Source organism: Hydrogenophaga defluvii, assembly GCF_042665235.1.
GTDB lineage: Bacteria > Pseudomonadota > Gammaproteobacteria > Burkholderiales > Burkholderiaceae_C > Hydrogenophaga > Hydrogenophaga defluvii_A.
Window position 1 is genome coordinate 207,291 of the sequence record NZ_JBHTBZ010000004.1, and the last position, 17,930, is coordinate 225,220.

At 64.2% G+C, this 17,930-nt stretch carries 13 protein-coding genes; 7 read left to right on the top strand and 6 right to left on the bottom strand.

Features of this window, described 5'->3' with window-relative positions; translation table 11 throughout:
* Positions 1 to 34: 34 nt before the first annotated feature.
* From ACFQU0_RS01630 to hpnC, 4 genes are all read right to left on the bottom strand, one after another.
* Entirely contained in the window at positions 35 to 1,567 is a 1,533-nt protein-coding gene (locus ACFQU0_RS01630; protein ID WP_382198210.1) for a SpoVR family protein, read from the bottom strand.
* Positions 1,564 to 2,835 carry a YeaH/YhbH family protein gene (locus ACFQU0_RS01635; RefSeq protein WP_382198211.1) on the bottom strand — a complete coding sequence of 424 codons (1,272 nt, stop codon included), beginning with the start codon at positions 2,833 to 2,835 and terminating at the stop codon, positions 1,564 to 1,566. Before ACFQU0_RS01635 ends, ACFQU0_RS01630 begins: the two co-directional genes overlap by 4 nt.
* A 27-nt stretch (positions 2,836 to 2,862) precedes the next feature.
* Positions 2,863 to 4,785 (bottom strand): PrkA family serine protein kinase, encoded by a 1,923-nt coding sequence (locus ACFQU0_RS01640; RefSeq protein ID WP_382198213.1) that lies wholly within the window; start codon positions 4,783 to 4,785, stop codon positions 2,863 to 2,865.
* 146 nt (positions 4,786 to 4,931) lie between these two features.
* Positions 4,932 to 5,849 carry a squalene synthase HpnC gene (hpnC, locus tag ACFQU0_RS01645; RefSeq protein ID WP_382198215.1) on the bottom strand — a complete coding sequence of 306 codons (918 nt, stop codon included), beginning with the start codon at positions 5,847 to 5,849 and terminating at the stop codon, positions 4,932 to 4,934.
* Positions 5,850 to 5,972: 123 nt separating this feature from the next.
* Here hpnC and ACFQU0_RS01650 point away from each other — a divergent pair, with 123 nt between their 5' ends.
* Positions 5,973 to 7,088 carry an efflux RND transporter periplasmic adaptor subunit gene (locus tag ACFQU0_RS01650; RefSeq protein ID WP_382198217.1) on the top strand — a complete coding sequence of 372 codons (1,116 nt, stop codon included), beginning with the start codon at positions 5,973 to 5,975 and terminating at the stop codon, positions 7,086 to 7,088.
* Between the two features lie 7 nt (positions 7,089 to 7,095).
* Entirely contained in the window at positions 7,096 to 10,248 is a 3,153-nt protein-coding gene (locus tag ACFQU0_RS01655; RefSeq protein WP_382198219.1) for an efflux RND transporter permease subunit, read from the top strand.
* On the opposite strand, the gene ACFQU0_RS01660 is transcribed toward ACFQU0_RS01655, so the two are convergent.
* Together ACFQU0_RS01660 and ACFQU0_RS01665 are read right to left on the bottom strand one after the other, a co-directional pair.
* On the bottom strand, positions 10,220 to 10,753 hold the full coding sequence (locus ACFQU0_RS01660) for a hypothetical protein (protein ID WP_382198221.1): 534 nt from the start codon (positions 10,751 to 10,753) through the stop codon (positions 10,220 to 10,222). The two genes, ACFQU0_RS01655 and ACFQU0_RS01660, sit on opposite strands and share 29 nt — an antisense overlap.
* Before the next feature lie 11 nt (positions 10,754 to 10,764).
* Positions 10,765 to 11,019, bottom strand: coding sequence for a GlsB/YeaQ/YmgE family stress response membrane protein (locus ACFQU0_RS01665; RefSeq protein ID WP_382198223.1), 255 nt, complete (start codon positions 11,017 to 11,019; stop codon positions 10,765 to 10,767).
* Between the two features lie 150 nt (positions 11,020 to 11,169).
* On the opposite strand from ACFQU0_RS01665, the gene ACFQU0_RS01670 reads away from it, so the two are divergent.
* The 5 genes from ACFQU0_RS01670 to ACFQU0_RS01690 all read left to right on the top strand — a co-directional run bounded on the left by ACFQU0_RS01670 (position 11,170) and on the right by ACFQU0_RS01690 (position 17,894).
* Positions 11,170 to 12,027, top strand: a complete 858-nt coding sequence (locus ACFQU0_RS01670) for a MurR/RpiR family transcriptional regulator (RefSeq protein WP_382198225.1) — start codon at positions 11,170 to 11,172, stop codon at positions 12,025 to 12,027.
* Entirely contained in the window at positions 12,024 to 13,391 is a 1,368-nt protein-coding gene (locus ACFQU0_RS01675) for an aspartate aminotransferase family protein (protein ID WP_382198227.1), read from the top strand. Before ACFQU0_RS01670 ends, ACFQU0_RS01675 begins: the two co-directional genes overlap by 4 nt.
* 221 nt (positions 13,392 to 13,612) lie before the next feature.
* Positions 13,613 to 14,581, top strand: a complete 969-nt coding sequence (locus tag ACFQU0_RS01680) for a TAXI family TRAP transporter solute-binding subunit (RefSeq protein ID WP_382198276.1) — start codon at positions 13,613 to 13,615, stop codon at positions 14,579 to 14,581.
* Between the two features lie 78 nt (positions 14,582 to 14,659).
* Positions 14,660 to 17,227, top strand: coding sequence for a TRAP transporter permease (locus ACFQU0_RS01685; RefSeq protein ID WP_382198228.1), 2,568 nt, complete (start codon positions 14,660 to 14,662; stop codon positions 17,225 to 17,227).
* 1 nt (position 17,228) lies between these two features.
* Positions 17,229 to 17,894 (top strand): aspartate/glutamate racemase family protein, encoded by a 666-nt coding sequence (locus ACFQU0_RS01690; RefSeq protein WP_382198278.1) that lies wholly within the window; start codon positions 17,229 to 17,231, stop codon positions 17,892 to 17,894.
* Positions 17,895 to 17,930: the final 36 nt, after the last annotated feature.

The following is a 17,930-nucleotide window of genomic DNA, read 5'->3' on the forward strand; positions in this document are numbered from 1 at the left end:
CCGATGGGCTTGCGCCGCAGGTGCGACCTTTGCCTCAGATGCGGTTGCGTTTCTCCCATTTGCGTTCGCGCACGTTGCTCACTGCGCCGTGTTCGTCCACGGTTTCCAGCCGCACGTCAAAGCCCCACAGGCGTGCCACGTGTTTGAGCACCTCGTCGGTCTGGTCGTTCAGCGGGCGGCGCTGGTAGGCGGTGTGGCGCAAGGTCAAGGCGCGGTCGCCCTGCAGGTCCACCGCCCACACCTGGATGTTGGGCTCGTTGTTGCCCAGGTTGTACTGGTCGGCCAGGCGCTGGCGGATATGGCGGTAGCCATTGGCGTCATGGATGGCCGAGATGGTGAGCTCGCTGTCCTGGTCGTCGTCGAGCACGGCAAACAGGTGGAAGTCGCGTATCAGCCTGGGCGAGAGGTACTGGGCGATGAAGCTTTCGTCCTTGAAGTTGCGCATCGCGAAGTCCAGCGTTTTGTGCCAGTCGCTGCCGGCGATGTCGGGGAACCACTCGCGGTCCTCTGCCTCGGGTTGTTCACAAATGCGGCGGATGTCGCGCATCATGGCAAAACCCAGCGCATAGGGGTTGATGCCCCGGTAGTAGGGGTGGCCCACGGGAGGCTGCATCACCACATTGGTGTGGCTTTGCAAAAACTCCATCATGAAGCCAGCGCCCACCACACCTTCGTCGAACAACTGGTTGAGGATGGTGTAGTGCCAAAACGTGGCCCAACCTTCGTTCATCACCTGCGTTTGGCGCTGGGGGTAGAAATACTGCGATATTTTGCGCACGATGCGAATGATTTCGCGTTGCCAGGGCTGCAGCAGCGGGGCGTATTTTTCGATGAAGTACAGCAGGTTTTCCTGTGGTTCGTCAGGGAAGCGCACTGGCGTGGCCTCGGCCTCAGCGTGGGCGCGCTGGGGCACGGTGCGCCACAGGTCGTTGACCTGGCTTTGCAGGTAGGCCTCACGTTCGCGCTGGCGCGCCAGTTCTTTCTCCAAGGACAGTTTGGCCGGGCGTTTGTAGCGGTCCACGCCATGGTTTTGCAGGGCATGGCACGAGTCGAGCAGCAACTCCACCGCCTCCAGGCCGTGGCGGGCCTCGCAGTCGGCGATGTATTTGCGGGCGAACACCATGTAGTCCACGATGGCTTCCGCATCGGTCCAGGTGCGGAACAGGTAGTTGCCCTTGAAAAACGAGTTGTGGCCGTAGGCCGCGTGCGCGATCACCAAGGCCTGCATGGTCAGGCTGTTTTCCTCCATCAGGTAGGCGATGCAGGGGTTGGAGTTGATGACGATCTCGTAGGCCAGCCCCATCTGCCCGCGTTTGTAGCTTTTTTCGGTGGCCAGAAAGTGTTTGCCGAAGGACCAGTGGTGGTAGGACACCGGCAGACCCACCGAGGCGTAGGCGTCCATCATCTGTTCGGCGGTGATGATTTCCAGCTGGTTGGGGTAGGTGTCGAGGCCGAAGCCTCGGGCAACACGTGCGATCTCCAGGTGGATCTTTTCGATCAGCTCGAAGGTCCACTCCGACTGGTCAGGCAGTCGGAAACGTGGTGGCAACGCGGTGGGTGCGTTCATTTCGGTTGTTTGCGAAACAGTTCGCGGAACACCGGAAAGATGTCTGCCGGCGAGACGATGCGCTGCTGCGCGAAGTTGGGGTGCATCTGAGCCACCTGTTCATAGGCGTGCCACAGGTTCTGGGGCGGGCCGTCGGTGATCTCGACGTAGGCGTAGTACTGCACAGCCGGCATGATGGTCTCGTGCAGCATTTTCAGGCACTGTTCGGAGTCGTTGTCCCAGTTGTCGCCGTCGGACGCCTGAGCCACGTAGACATTCCACTCGCTGCTGGCGTAGCGCTCGCGCACGATTTTGGTCAGCAGCGTGAGCGCAGATGACACCACCGTGCCGCCGGTTTCGCGCGAGTGGAAAAACTCGTGTTCGTCCACCTCGGCGGCCTGGGTGTGGTGGCGTATGAACACCACCTGCGTGTGTTCGTACATGCGCGACAGAAACAGGTAGAGCAGGATGAAAAAACGCTTGGCCATGTCCTTGCGTGCCTGGTCCATAGAGCCCGAGACATCGAGCAGGCAGAACATCACCGCTTGGGTGCTGGGCTTGGGCACCTTGATGCGGTTGCTGTAGCGCAGGTCGAAAGGATCGAGGTAGGGAATGGCCAGCAGCCGCGTGCGCAGGTGGTGGATTTCGCGACGCAGTGCCAGCACACGTTCGTCGTTGTCGTCCACCGGCGTGCCCAGCAAGCCGATCAGTTCGCGTTCGGCTTCAGCCAGCCGGCGCTGCGGGCGCCCGCCGATGGCGATGCGCCGACCCAAGGCGCCGCGCAGCGAGCGCAGCACATGGATGTTGGTCGGTGTGCCCGAGATGGTGTAGCCGGCCCGCTGCGACCGCCATTCACTGATGGAGGCGAGCTGCGTTTTCACCAAGTCTGGCAAGGCGAGGTCCTCAAAAAAACAGTCGAGGAATTCCTCTCGCGTGAGTTCGAAGATGAAGTCGTCCTCGCCGGTTTCGTCGCTGTTGCCGCCTTGGCCCTGCCCCTGACCGCCGGCACCACCAGCAGGCCTGGGTACCCGGTCGCCCTTGACGTATTTGCGGTTGCCGGGGCTGACCGTTTCCCACACACCGCCCCGGGTGTGACCAAAACTGGGCTCGCCCACGTCCTTGACCGGGATGGAAATTTTCTCGCCTTTCTCCATGTCGGTGATGGAGCGCTCCTTGATGGCGCGCGCCACCGCCTGCTGGACCTGGCCCTTGAAGCGGCGCAGGAACCGGTCGCGGTTGACCGCAGACTTGTTTTTTCCCTGCATGCGGCGGTCAATGAGGTAGACCACGTGGCCTCCCGTGTCAGGTGGGTGGGCTCAGGACGCTTTGCGCACGCGCAGATACCACTCGCACAGCAATCGAACCTGTTTGGGCGTGTAGCCCTTGTCCACCATGCGCGAGACAAACTCCTGGTGTTTGTTGGCGTCTTCGGCGCTGGCTTTGGCGTTGAAGCTGATGACCGGCAACAGCTCTTCGGTGTTGCTGAACATCTTTTTTTCGATCACGGTGCGCAGCTTTTCGTAGCTGGTCCACACCGGGTTCTTGCCGGCGTTCTGGGCGCGGGCCCGCAGCACGAAGTTGACGATTTCGTTGCGGAAATCCTTGGGGTTGGAGATGCCCGCCGGTTTTTCGATCTTTTCCAGCTCGGCGTTGAGCGCGTTGCGGTCAAAGCTCTCGCCGGTGTCTGGGTCGCGGAACTCCTGGTCCTGGATCCAGTAGTCGGCAAAGCTCACGTAGCGGTCGAAGATGTTCTGGCCGTATTCGCTGTAGCTCTCCAGGTAGGCGGTCTGGATTTCTTTGCCGATGAACTCGACGTAGTGCTGCGCGAGGTACTCCTTGAGGTAAGAGAGGTACTTTTGCTCGGTCTCCGGTGGAAACTGCTCGCGCTCGATCTGCTGCTCCAGCACATAGAGCAGGTGCACCGGGTTGGCGGCCACTTCGGTGTTGTCGAAGTTGAACACCCGAGAGAGGATCTTGAACGCAAAACGCGTGGACAGGCCGTTCATGCCCTCGTCCACCCCAGCGTAGTCCACGTACTCCTGGCGCGACTTGGCTTTGGGGTCGGTGTCCTTGAGGCTTTCGCCGTCGTAGACCTGCATCTTGCTGTAAATGCTGGAGTTCTCGGGTTCTTTCAGACGCGACAGCACCGAGAACTGCGCCATCATCTTGAGCGTGCCGGGGGCGCAAGGCGCTTGCGAGAGCGACGAGTTGCGCACCAGCTTCTCGTAAATCTTCACCTCTTCCGTCACCCGCAAGCAGTAGGGCACTTTGACGATGTAAATGCGGTCAAGAAAGGCTTCGTTGTTGCGGTTGTTGCGGAAGGCCTTCCACTCCGATTCGTTGGAGTGCGCCAGCACCACGCCATCGAAAGGGATGGCGCCAAAACCTTCCGTGCCCTTGTAGTTGCTTTCCTGCGTGGCCGTCAGCAAGGGGTGCAGCACCTTGATGGGGGCCTTGAACATCTCCACAAACTCCAGCAGACCCTGGTTGGCCAGACACAGGCCACCCGAGTAGCTGTAGGCGTCGGTATCGTCCTGCGCAAAGTCTTCGAGCTTGCGGATGTCGACCTTGCCCACAAGAGAAGAGATGTCCTGGTTGTTCTCGTCACCCGGTTCGGTTTTGGCGATGGCGATCTGCTTGAGCACCGAAGGGAAGCGTTTGACGACACGGAAGCGGTTGATGTCGCCGTTGAATTCCTGCAGGCGCTTGACGGCCCAGGGGCTGGGAATGCCACGCAGGTAACGCCGCGCGATGCCGTAGTCTTCTTCAAGGATGGTGCCGTCTTCGGCCTCGTTGAACAGGCCCAGCGGCGACTCGTTCACCGGCGAGCCCTTGAGACAATAGAAGGGCACCTTTTCCATCAAGGCCTTGAGCTTTTCAGCGATGGACGATTTGCCGCCGCCCACGGGGCCCAGCAAATAAAGGATTTGTTTGCGCTCTTCCAAGCCCTGGGCCGCGTGGCGGAAGTAGGACACCACCTGCTCAATGGCTTCCTCGGCACCATAGAAGTCGCGGAAGGCGGGGTAGATCTTCACCACCTTGTTGGCGAAGATGCGTGAGAGGCGGGGCTCGTGCCGCGTGTCGATGAGTTCGGGCTCACCGATGGCTTCGAGCATGCGTTCGGCAGCACTGGCATAGGCCAGGCGGTCGCGCTTGCAGAGTTCGAGGTACTCCTGCAGGGAATACTCTTCCTCGCGCGTCCGCTCGTAGCGGTTGCTGTAGTGGTCAAAGATGTTCATGCGAATCTCCCTTTGAACAGACCCACGGCACACAGTGGAGAGCACTGTGAATTCATCATACGCCCGCAAGCTGCGGGTGTGTGGTGTGTTTGTGCAAGTGTGGTGGTTGTGCACCGCACTGTGCTTCACACGCCGTTATGAGCCCGTCAGCGCGGCGAGAGTTCCATGTGTTTCATTCGAGCGGCACGCCACAGCAGTCGTGGCAAGTCCCAACTGCGCAGGCGCGGGCGGGTGTGCCAGGTGCGGTGTTGCAGCGCATCGGCCCGGTCAAGGATGAGCAGACCACCTTGCACCACCAGTCGCAGCTCCCAGCCAATGCGGCCCGGCAGTTGCAGGGCCAAGGGTGCGCCGGCCATCATCAGCGTGCGCGCCTGCTCGCACAGTTCGGCGATCAGGGATTGGGCGGCCGGGTCGCTGGCAACGGTTGGCCCAATCGCAGCCACGTTCACCCCATGCGCCAGCAACCGGTCGGTGGGCAGGTAGTGGCGCTGGCGTGGCAGGTCCACGCTCAGGTCTTGCCAGAAGTTGATGAGTTGCAGCGCGCTGCAAATCTGGTCGCTGCGCTGCAATGACACAGAATCTGTGACGCCATAGAGGTGCAGCAACAGCCGGCCCACCGGGTTGGCGGACAGCCGGCAGTAGTCCAGCAGTTCGGCCTGATCGCGGTAGCGGCGGCCAGCGGCCGTGTAGCGCACATCCTGCTCAAACGCGCTGATCAGGTCGTGCAGCAAGGGCAGCGGCAGCTGGTGTTGGGCGATCATGGCCGCAAGTGGGGCAAACACCGCGTGCCAGCGGTCACCGTGATACCCGTGAGCCGCAGCACAGGCGACCAGGGCGTGTCGGTAGTCTTGCAGCGCTTGCAGGCGTTGTTCGGCGGTGGCGTCGCCTTCATCGGCCATGTCGTCGGCGCAACGGGCAAAGTGGTAAATGGCCAGGATGGCGGGCCGCAAGGCTTTGGGGCACAGCCACGATGCCACGGGAAAATTCTCGTAGTGCTGTGTGCCCTGGTGTCCCAGGCCAGCCACCGCAGGACTTGTGGTTGTGGGGTGGTGCGGTCGGGACATGGCCGAAGATTGTCGTCTGTGTCGCGCCCGCCACGCTGGCTGCTCCAGCATTTTTCGCGGATTGACATTGTCTCGGACACGTTCTACATTTCTCGCTAATTACTAACCAGTCAGTCATTAATTATGAAGTCCGACTTTCTGACCGCTGTGGCGCGGTGTCTGCCCTGGCCCGTGTTGTTGCTGGGCCTGTCCGCCTGCAGCCCACCGCCCGCCGCCGAGGAGCCCATCCGCTCGGTCAAGTTGATGACCGTTCAGGCGGGCCACCTGGACGGTGGCAGCGAGTACGCCGGCGAGGTGCGGGCGCGCACCGAAACCCGGCTGGGCTTTCGCGTGGCCGGCAAGCTGAGCGAGCGGCCGGCGCAGGTGGGCCAGGCCGTCAAGCCAGGGCAATTGCTGGCACGTCTGGACGCGCAGGATTACGCGCTGGGCGTGCAGGCCGCCACCGCCGCACAGCAAGCCGCGCAAACCCAACGCGACCTGGCGGCAGCCGATCTGAAACGGTACGTGGAGTTGAAAAACCAGGGCTTCATCAGTGGTGCCGAGATCGAGCGGCGCGAGGCCAGCCTGCGCTCCGCTGAAGCCAGCCTGGCCCAGGCCAAAGCCCAGTTGGCTTTGCAGGGCAACCAGTCGGCCTACACGACGCTGCGGGCCGAGGTGGCCGGTGTGGTGGTGGCGGTGGAGGCGGAGCCCGGCCAGGTGCTCAGCGCTGGGGCACCGGTGCTTCGCCTGGCCCATGATGGCCCCCGCGACATGGTGTTTGCCGTGCCCGAGGACCGGGTGGCCGGCTTCAAACAAGGACAAACGGTGATGGTGCGGCTGTGGGCCGGCGGGCAGCCGGTGGCCGGCCAAGTGCGCGAGGTGGCGGCCAGTGCCGACACCGCCACCCGCACATTCCAAGTCAAGGTGGGCTTGCCCGCCACGGTGACCGCGCCGTTGGGTGCCACCGCCACGGCGGTGACGGGTACGCCGGCCAACCGTCCGGCACAGGCCATCAAACTGCCCACCAGCGCCCTGCGCCAGGCGGGTACGGGCAGCGCGGTGTGGTTGTGGGACGAGGCCAGTGGCACGGTCAAGTCGCAAGCGGTGCAGGTGGCGGGTGCCGATGGCAACGAGGCGGTGATTGCCGCTGGCCTCAAAGGTGGTGAGCAGGTGGTGGTGGCCGGCGTGCACGTGTTGACCGAAGGTCAAAAGGTGTTGCGCTATTCGGCCCATCCGGTGATGTCGCCCAGCACCAAGTGAGGACCGCATGAGCCAGACCGATGACCAAGCGGCGCCCGCCACCGCCGCGCGCCAGCGATTCAACCTGTCCGAATGGGCGCTCAACCACCAGCCGCTGATCCGCTACCTCATGGTGGTGCTGATGTTCCTGGGCTGTGCCGCCTACTTCCAGCTCGGGCAGGACGAAGACCCGCCGTTCACCTTCCGCGCCATGGTGGTGCGGGCCTATTGGCCCGGCGCCACGGCCCAGCAGGTGTCCGATCAGGTGACCGACAAGATCGAGAAAACCCTGCAAGAGGTGCCTTACACCGACATCATCCGCAGCTACTCCAAGCCGGGCGAAACGTTGATCATTTTCCAGATTGCCGACTCCTCGCCCGCCAGTGCGGTGCAGGGGACCTGGTACACCGTTCGCAAGAAGATCGGCGACATGGCCGGCACCTTGCCCCAGGGTGTGGTCGGTCCGTTCTTCAACGACGAGTTTGGCGACGTGTACGGCGTCATCTACGCTTTGCAGGGCGAGGGTTTCACACCGGTGGAGCTCAAGCGGTTTGCCGACCAGGCGCGCCAGAAGCTGCTTGACGTAAAGGATGTGGCCAAGGTCGAGCTGTTTGGCGTGCAGGACGAAAAGTTGTTCGTTGAAATCTCGCACAAGCGGCTGGCCACCCTGGGGCTGGACATGAACGCGGTGCTGGCCCAGTTGGGTCAACAAAACGCGGTGGCCCCGGCCGGCACCGTGCAGACCCCGCTTGACGTGGTGCAGGTGCGGGTGGCAGGTGCCTTCCATTCGGTGGACGAACTGCGCGCCATGCCCATACGCGCGGCCAGCGGCGCACAGCTGCGCCTGGGCGACATCGCCGAGGTGCGCCTGGGCCTGGTCGATCCGCCCACCACGCTGGTGCGGCACAACGGCAAGGACAGCATCGCGCTCGGCATTTCCATGGCGGCCGGCGGCGACATCATCGCCCTGGGCAAGGCCTTGCGTGTGGTGGCCAGCGACTTTGAAAAGACGCTGCCGGCGGGCTTGCAGTTGGTGCAAGTCCAAGACCAGCCCAAGGCGGTGGCCACTTCGGTGAATGAGTTCGTCAAGGTGCTGATCGAGGCGGTGGTCATCGTGTTGGCGGTCAGCCTGCTCAGCCTGGGCCTGCACCGCCGGCCTGGTGGGCGCGGCCTCAAGGCTTTCACCCTGGACGTGCGCCCCGGCCTGGTGGTGTTTGTCACCATCCCGCTGGTGCTGGCCATGACCTTTCTGGTCATGCAGTACTGGGGCATTGGCCTGCACAAAATTTCGCTTGGGTCACTCATCATCGCGCTGGGCCTGCTGGTGGACGACGCCATCATTGCCGTCGAGATGATGGTGCGCAAGTTGGAGGAAGGCTACAGCATGTTCCGCGCCGCCACCTTCACCTGGGACGCCACCGCCATGCCCATGTTGACCGGCACGCTCATCACGGCGGCCGGCTTCTTACCCATCGGCATCGCCAAGTCCAGCGTGGGCGAATACACCTTCGCCATCTTTGGCGTCACCGTGGTGGCGTTGGTGTTGTCGTGGATCGTGGCGGTGGTGTTTGTGCCTTACCTGGGCGTGGTGCTGCTCAAGGTCAAGGTGGGCCAGGTGGCGCACGATGAGGTGTTCGACGGCCCGTTCTACGTGCGTTTTCGCGCGGCGGTGGACTGGTGTGTGCAACACCGCTGGATCACCATTGGCGCCACCGTGTTGACCTTTGCCCTGGGCATTGTGGGCATGGGCAAGGTGCAGCAGCAGTTTTTCCCCGACTCCAGCCGGCCCGAAATCCTGGTTGATCTGTGGTTGCCGGAAGGCAGCCCGGTGCGCGCGACCGACGAGGTGGCGCGCCGGGCCGAGGCGCGGTTTGCCCAACTCAGTGGTGTCACCGCCGTGAGCACCTGGGTGGGTTCGGGCGTGCCGCGCTTTTATCTGCCGCTGGACCAGATCTTCCCGCAGACCAACGTCACCCAGATGATTTTGATGACGGACAGCCTGGCCAGCCGCGAGCGCCTGCGCAAAGAAATGCCGGCGCTGTTGGCACAGGAATTCCCCGAGGTGCGGGGCCGCGTCAAGCTGTTGCCCAATGGGCCGCCGGTGCCGTATCCGGTGCAGTTTCGTGTGATGGGGGCGGAACCTGCCGTGTTGCGCGGGCTGGCCGACGAGGTCAAGGCCGCCATGATGGCCAGCCCGCTCACGCGTGGCGTCAACGACAACTGGAACGAAGCCGTGAAGGTGATGCGCCTGGAGGTGGACCAGGACAAGGCGCGCGCCCTGGGCGTGAGCAGCCAGTCCATCGCGCAAGCGTCGCGCACCATCCTGACCGGCACCACGGTGGGCCAGTACCGCGACGGCGACAAGCTGATCGACATCGTGCTGCGCCAGCCGCTGGACGAGCGCGACGCCATCACCGACCTGGCCAACGCCTACCTGCCCACGGCCAGTGGCAAGAGCATTCCGCTGACGCAGATTGCCAAAGCCAGCTTCGCGTGGGAGCCCGGCGTGATGTGGCGCGAAAACCGCAGCTACGCCATCACCGTGCAAAGCGACGCGGTGGAGGGCGTGCAGGGCGCCACCGTGACCGAAGCCCTGTTGCCCACCCTGCGCCAGCTCGAAGCCAAGTGGCCGGCGGGCTACCACATCGAGGTGGCGGGTGCGGTGGCAGAGAGCAGCAAAGGCTCCAGCTCGATTGCCGCCGGCATGCCACTGATGCTGTTCATCATCTTCACGCTGTTGATGTTGCAGTTGCACAGCTTCAGTCGCGCCATGCTGGTGTTCCTGACCGGCCCGTTGGGCCTGGCGGGGGTGGCCGGTGCTTTGCTGTTGCTGGGGCGTCCGTTCGGGTTTGTGGCCCTGCTTGGTGTGATCGCCCTCATGGGCATGATCATGCGCAACTCGGTGATCCTGATCGACCAGATCGAGCAGGACCGCGCGGCCGGTGTGCCCACCTGGAACGCCATCGTGGAAGCGGCGGTGCGCCGCCTGCGGCCCATCGTGCTGACTGCGGCCGCCGCCGTGTTGGCCATGATCCCGCTGTCGCGCAGCGTGTTCTGGGGCCCGATGGCGGTGGCCATCATGGGTGGCCTCATCGTGGCCACGGTGTTGACCTTGCTGGCCTTGCCAGCGATGTACGCGGCTTGGTTCCGCGTCAAGCGGCCCGACGCGACGCCGGCTTGAGCGTGGGCTCAGTGGCTGGCGCGGGCAGCGCCAGCCCGGCCGACCGCACGACGTTCAGGCAGTCTTTGATGTGCTGCTCGCCCAGGTAGCGGATGGCGCTGTAGCCAATCAGCGCCGACACCGCCTGCCCGGCCAGCGGCACAAAACGTGCTGCCTGCTTGGCCGTCAGGCGCACACCCACCAGCTTGGCGGCGCGCAGCACCAGGTCTTGGGTGATGAACTTGCCCACCAGCACCGTGCCCACCTGGGCCACGGCTTTTTGCACCTTCTCGCGTTTGCTGGGGTCCAGCCGGTCCAGCTGTTCGGGCGTGAGGCCAAAGTGGGCATTGATGGCCGGGATCAGGCGCGAGAGCAGGGCGGCGTCCACCGCCCAGTCCAGGCCCGGCACGGGCACCGCGCTGGCCACACCGGCCACCAGGGCGCGCCGGTGCAGCAGTTGCCGGCACTGCCTCACCACGGCCAGCATGGCGGGGTCGCTGGCGGCCATTTGCAAGGTGCTGGGCATGGCGCGGGGCGTCAGTTGCCGCTGCCGGCCACGCGGGTGTAAACGAACAGCAACACGATGGCCCCGACGATGGAAGCGATCCAGCCGGCTGCCGCGCCGGGTGCGTACCAGCCCATGAACTGACCCGCGTAGGAGGCGGCGAAGGAGCCCGCCACACCCAGCAGCGAGGTCATGATCAGGCCGATGTTCTGCTTGCCTGGCAGCAGAAAACGCGCGATCCAGCCCACGATGAGGCCCACAAACAAAGTACCGATGATTTGACCCATGACATGCTCCCGCAGGTGTTGATATGGCGGCACTGTAGCGCAGCCGGGCACTTGAATCTTGGAAAAATGTCAGACCCGGCAGGGGCAAAGGGTTTGTTGTGAAACACTTGTTTCTCAAATAAAAATAAGAAATAATTGTTTCATATCACCATGCCATACCACGCGCTGACCCAACTGATCGACAGCCATTTCGAGGCATTGAGCCCGGAGTTGCAGCGCGCCGCGCGCTGGGTGCGCGAGCACCCGGCCGAATTGGGCTTGCAGTCCCTGCGGGCGTCGGCACGGGCGGCGGGTGTGGCGCCGGCCACGTTGTCGCGTCTGTCGCACGCGCTGGGCTTGGCCGATTTCGAGGCCATGCGCCGGCCGGTGGTGGAGGCATTGGCTCGGGGCGTGGGCAGCGGGCATGGCACGCCCGATGAAACCGCGCGTCCTTTGACCCAGGCGCAGTTGCGCAACGTGGCCTCCACCGCAGCGCGCAACCCGGTGGAGGTGGTGAATGCCGCTGCCGATTTGCTGTTGAGCGCGCGGCAACTGACGTTTCTGGGGCTGCGGGCCAGTTTTGGCATTGCCCACCACCTGCGTTACGCCTGCGACTGGTTGCGGCCAGGCACCCTGCTGGCCGGGGACGCGAGCGGTGCGCTGTTGGACCAGATCGCCCAGCTCACCGAAGCCGATGGTTTGGTGGTGGTGAGCCAGGCGCCCTACACCCGGCAGACGGTCGAGTGTGCACATGTGGCGCACGCAGCGGGTGTGCCCATCGTTGCCCTCACCGACAACCCGCTGTCGCCCCTGGCGCGGCTGGCGCGGCACACGCTGTTGTTTGACGCGGGGTCCCCGTCCTTCTTCCATTCCATGGCAGGCGCACAGGCGCTCGCCGAAACCCTGGTGGCCGCGGTGGCCGCGCGTGGCGGCGAACCGGTGGTGCGTCGCCTGGCCGAGGTGCAGGCGCGTCAGCATGCCCACAAAGCCTATTGGGAAAAACGCCCTTTGAAAGAAAGCTTCACATGAACACGCTGACAAATACCCTGACCCATGTCACGCAAGAAAACACCCACATCCTGCACCGGCAGTTGCGCAGCGGCCTGCCACTGGCGGTGGGCGGCGAAGGCGCCTGGCTGATCGGCGCCGATGGCAAGCGCTACCTGGACGGCTCGGGTGGCGCGGCCGTGTCCTGTCTGGGCCACGCCCACCCCGACGTGCTGGCCGCCATGCACGCCCAGATCGACCGGCTGGCCTACGCTCACACCAGTTTTTTCAGCACCGAGGTGGCCGAACAACTGGCCGACCAACTGGTGGCCACCGCGCCTGAGGGCATGAGCCATGTGTACTTCGTCAGTGGCGGTTCGGAGGCGGTGGAGGCGGCGCTGAAGATGGCACGCCAGTACTTTGTCGAAATCGGACAACCGCAGCGCCAACACTTCATCGCACGCCGCCAGAGCTACCACGGCAACACGCTGGGCGCGCTGGCCGTGGGCGGCAACGCCTGGCGGCGCGCGCAGTTCCAACCCCTGCTGATCGACGTCACCCACGTGGCGCCCTGTTATCCCTATCGCGACCAGCATCCCTCGGAAACGCCTGAACAGTACGGGCAACGCCTGGTGGGCGAGTTGTCCCAGGCCATCGACCAGCTGGGCGGTGAGAACGTGATCGCTTTTGTGGCCGAAACCGTGGGTGGCGCTACTGCCGGTGTGCTGACGCCGGTGCCCGGTTACTTCAAGGCGGTGCGCGAGCTGTGCGACCGCCATGGCATCCTGCTCATCCTCGACGAAGTGATGTGTGGCATGGGCCGCGCCGGCACGCTGCACGCCTGCGAGGCCGAAGGTGTTGTGCCCGATTTGTTGACCATTGCCAAAGGCCTGGGCGGCGGCTACCAGCCCATTGGCGCGGTGCTGGCCCACCGTCGGCTGGTGGACGCGTTCCGCCAGGGCAGCGGCCTGTTCCAGCATGGCCACACCTACCTGGGCCACGCCGTGGCCTGCGCCGCCGCGCTGGCGGTGCAACAGGTGATCGCACGCGAAGGCTTGCTCGACCGGGTGCAGGCGCTTGGCAGCTACCTCGAACAGCGCTTGCGCGCCGAACTGGGTCAGCACCCACACGTGGGCGACATCCGGGGACGCGGCTTGTTCTGGGGGGTGGAGCTGGTGGCCGACCGGGCCACTCAACAATGGTTTGACCCGGCGCGCAAACTGCATGCCAAGCTCAAGGCCGATGCCATGGCGCGTGGCATTCTGGTCTACCCCATGGGCGGCACGGTGGACGGCCAAGCCGGTGACCACGTGTTGCTGGCGCCGCCCTTCATCTGCAGCGAAGCGGAGATCGACTTCCTGGTGGCGCGTCTGGTCGAGTCCATACAAGCCGTCACGTCGATGTGAATATTCAAAGACCGTCAAACTTACATGGTGCTTTCACCAAGCCGGCTTGTCCGCTGGTCGGTGTACCATCGCCACCCGTGAAACAAGCCGGGTGCAGCGGGCACATCAACCGATGGGCGGCACTGTTCTTGCTGGTGGGGCACACAAGGCCCGGTCAGCAGATTCCCGGTCGGGCGAACCGCGCCCGCACACCTCAAACCAAGGAGATTCGCATGAAAAAGATGTTTCCCGCCGCCTTGGTGGCTGCCGCCGCAGCTGCCGCCAGTCTGGTGCCCATGGGCGCACAGGCGCAACAGAAGTTTGTGACCATCGGCACCGGCGGGGTCACGGGGGTGTACTACGCGGCAGGTGGCGCCATTTGCCGCCTGGTCAACAAGGACCGCGCGAAACACGGCATCCGCTGCTCGGTGGAGTCCACCGGCGGCTCGGTCTTCAACGTCAACACCATCAAGGCCGGTGAACTGGATTTCGGCTTCACCCAGTCCGACGTGCAATTCAACGCCGTCAAAGGTCTGAACCAGTTCAAGGACGGTGGTGCTGTTGGCGACCTGCGTGCCGCCTTTGCCGTGCACCCCGAGCCCTTCACCGTGCTGGCCCGCAAGGAAGCCAACGTCACCAAGTTCGAGGATTTCAAGGGCAAACGCTTCAACGTGGGCAACCCCGGCTCCGGCACCCGTTCTTCCATGGAAGAGATGTTGGGCGCCATGGGCTGGAAGCTGGCCGACTTCTCCTTGGCCTCTGAGCTGAAGGCCGACGAACACGGCCCGGCCCTGTGCGACGGCAAGATCGACGGCTTCTTCTACGGTGTGGGCCACCCCAGCGCCAACATCCAGGACCCGACCACGTCTTGCGGCGCCAAGCTGGTGTCGCTGACCGGCCCGGCTGTGGACAAGCTGGTGGCCGACAAGCCCTACTACGCCAAGGTCACCATCCCGGGCGGCCTGTACCCCAACAACCCGCAGCCCACCAGCACCTATGGTGTGCTGGCCACCGTGGTGGTTTCGGCCAAGACGCCTGCCGACACCGTTTACAACGTGGTCAAGGCCGTGTTCGAGAACTTTGACGAGTTCAAGAAGCTGCACCCGGCGCTGGCCAACCTCAAACCTGAGAGCATGATCAAGGACGGCCTGAGCGCGCCTCTGCACGAAGGTGCCGCCAAGTACTACAAGGAAAAGGGCTGGATCAAGTAAGGACGCTGTCCGCTTGAGCCAACGTGAGGGCGAAGGCGACTTCGCCCTTTTTTGTTCCCGATCCTGAAGAGTTCCGCGATGAGCACTGACATCGAAAAAGCCCCCGAGGCCTTGCAGCAACTCGTGGCCGACAACGACACCGGCGGGCGCAAGCCCACCGGCGCGACGGCCGCTTTCATTTTTGGCGTGGCGCTGTTGTGGGCGCTGTTCCAGTTCTGGTACGCCTCGCCCCTGCCATTTGCCCTGGGTTTCGGCATCTTGAATGACACCGAAGCGCGGGCCATCCACCTCGCGTTTGCGCTGTTCCTGGCCTTTCTGGCCTGGCCGGCGCTCAAGTCATCGCCGCGCGACCGCGTGCCGCTCGTGGACTGGGGCTTGGCGCTTGTTGCGGCCTTTGCCGGCGCCTACCTGATGTTGTTTTACGCCCAGCTCGCCACGCGCCCCGGGCAGCCCACCACGGTGGACGTGGTGGTCTCGCTGGCCGGTGTGGTGCTGTTGCTGGAGGCGACGCGCCGCGCGGTGGGCTGGCCCATGGCCGCGTTGGCCGCCATCTTTTTGGCCTACTGCCTGTTGGGGCCGTGGATGCCCGACGTGTTGGCGCACAAGGGGGCTTCGCTCAACCGCCTGATCTCGCACATGTGGCTGACCACCGAAGGTGTGTATGGCATTGCGCTGGGGGTGTCGGCCGGCACCATTTTTGTGTACGTGCTGTTCGGCGCGCTGCTGGACCGCGCGGGCGGTGGCAACTACATGATGCAGGTCAGCTTTGCGGCGCTGGGCCACTTGCGCGGCGGCCCGGCCAAAGTGGCGGTGGTGTCCTCGGCGCTCAACGGCATGATCTCGGGCTCCTCGGTGTCCAACGTGGTGTCGGGTGGCATTTTCACCATCCCGCTGATGAAGAAGGCGGGCTACGGTGGCGTCAAGGCCGGCGCGATCGAAACCATGAGTTCGGTGAACGGCCAGATCATGCCGCCTGTGATGGGGGCTGCGGCGTTCTTGATGGTGGAGTACGTGGGCATCTCTTATTCGGAGATCGTCAAACACGCCGTGTTGCCGGCCACTTTGTCCTACATCGGCCTGCTCTACATCGTGCACCTCGAAGCGCTCAAGATGGGCATGCAGCCCATCGTGCAGGCGGTTCAGCGCACGTGGTCGGCGCGCCTAATGCGCATCGGTCTGGGGTTGTCCGGCAGCGTTGCTGTGGTCTGCGGGCTGTACTACGTGTTGCAGGCCATCAAGGCCACGCTGGGCCCGGCGGCACCCTTCGCCACGGCGGTGGTGCTGCTGACCATGTATGTGTATGCGCTCAAACAGGCGGCGTCCTGCCCGGACCTGCCCGACGACATCGACATCGAGAACCCCAAGCCGCTGGAAACCTGGCCCACGGTCAAGGCCGGCTTGCACTACATCATGCCCATCGGCGCGCTGATCTGGTGCCTGATGGTCGAGGAGATGTCGCCAGCGCTGTCCGCCTTCTGGGCGGTCACGGTGCTGGTGGTGCTCATGCTCACGCAGCGTCCACTGGTCGAATGGTTCCGTGGCCACAAAACGGCGGAGGCCTGGTCACACGGATGGATGTCGGTGGTGCATGGCTTCAACGACGGTTCGCGCAACATGATCGGCATTGGCGTGGCCACCGCCACGGCAGGCGTGATCGTGGGTGCCATCACCCTCACCGGCCTGGGTCTGCGCATGACCGAGTTCGTCGAGTTCGTGGCACAGGGCAACGTGATGGTGATGCTGCTGTTCATCGCCTTCGTGTGCCTGGTGCTGGGTCTGGGCGTGCCCACCACCGCCAACTACGTGCTGGTGGCCACACTCATGGCGCCGGTGGTGGTGGAGCTGGGCGCACAAAGTGGGCTCATCATCCCGTTGATTGCGGTGCACCTGTTCGTTTTCTATTACGGCATCATGGGCGACATCACGCCGCCCGTGGGGCTGGCCACGTTCGCGGCAGCGGCCATTTCGGGTGAAGACTCGATCAAGACCGGCATCCAGGGCTCCGTTTACGCGTTGCGCACGGTGATCCTGCCCTTCATCTGGATCTTCAACCCGCAGCTGTTGCTGATCGATGTGCACGGCTGGGCCGAGTTGGTGCGGCTGTTGGTGGCATGCACCCTGGCCACGCTGATCTTTGCCGCCGTGACCATGAACTGGTTCCGCGTCAAGAGTCACCTGTGGGAAACCGCGCTGCTGCTGGTGGCCGTGGTCTTGCTGTTCCGCCCCGACTTCTTCATGGACCGCCTGCACCCCGCCTACCAGAGCGTGCCTGCGGCGCAGGTGTTCGAGGTGGCCGGCAAGGTGGCGTCCGACGACCGTGTAGTCATGGTGATTCAGGGCAGCACCATCGAAGGCCGAGACATCACCAAGACGGTTGCCCTGCAACTGGGCGAGGCCGGAGCCGACGGTCGCAAGCGCCTGTTGGATGCTGGTCTGCAACTGGTGCCGCTGGGCGATGCGGTGCAGATCGGCCAGGTCAAGTTCGGTACCCGTGCAGCCAAGTCGGGCTTCGAACAGGGCTGGGACGTGTCTGCCGTGCAAGTGCCCACCGACCGCCCGACCGCCCACTGGTTCTACCTGCCGGCGCTGCTGCTGATCGGCTTTGTCTGGTGGAACCAGGGTCGGCGCATGAAGCGTGTTGTCTGACATGCGCATTGCCCTCATCCACGCGCTGGCTCACTCGGTCGGTCCCATCAACCAGGCCATGGCCCAGGCCTGGCCCGAGGCGGTGCGCATGAACCTGCTTGACGACAGCCTGTCGGCCGATCTGGCGCGCACCGCGGCTGCGGGCGGTGATGGGCTGGACGCCGCCATGCACCAGCGCTTTGAGGATTTGTGTGCCTACGCTGAACGCACCGGTGCCCAGGGCATCTTGTTCACCTGCTCGGCCTTCGGGCCTTGTATCGAAGCGGCAGCAGCGCGCCGGCCCCACATGCCGGTGCTCAAGCCCAACGAGGCGATGGTGGCCGATGCCGTTGCCAGCGGCCAGCGCGTGGGGCTGATCGCCTCGTTTGCCCCGACCTTGCAGAGCATGCCCCCCGAATTTCCGGCGGGCGTGGAACTGCGCACCGCCTTGGTGGCGCAGGCCATGGCCGCGCTGGACCAAGGGGATGGTGAGGCGCACGATGCCGCCGTTTTGTCGGCGGCGCAGACCCTGGTGGCGCAGGGCTGTGGCGCGATCGCCTTGGCGCAGTTCAGCATGGCGCGCGCTGCGCCACTGCTGCGGCGTGAGTTGCCGTCAACCGTGCCGGTGCTGACCACTCCCGACAGCGCCGTGACCGCCTTGCGGCGGCGTTTGTTGCAGCGCGGCTGAAGCCGTCCGGCGGGGCCGCTCGCAAGCGGTGGGCGG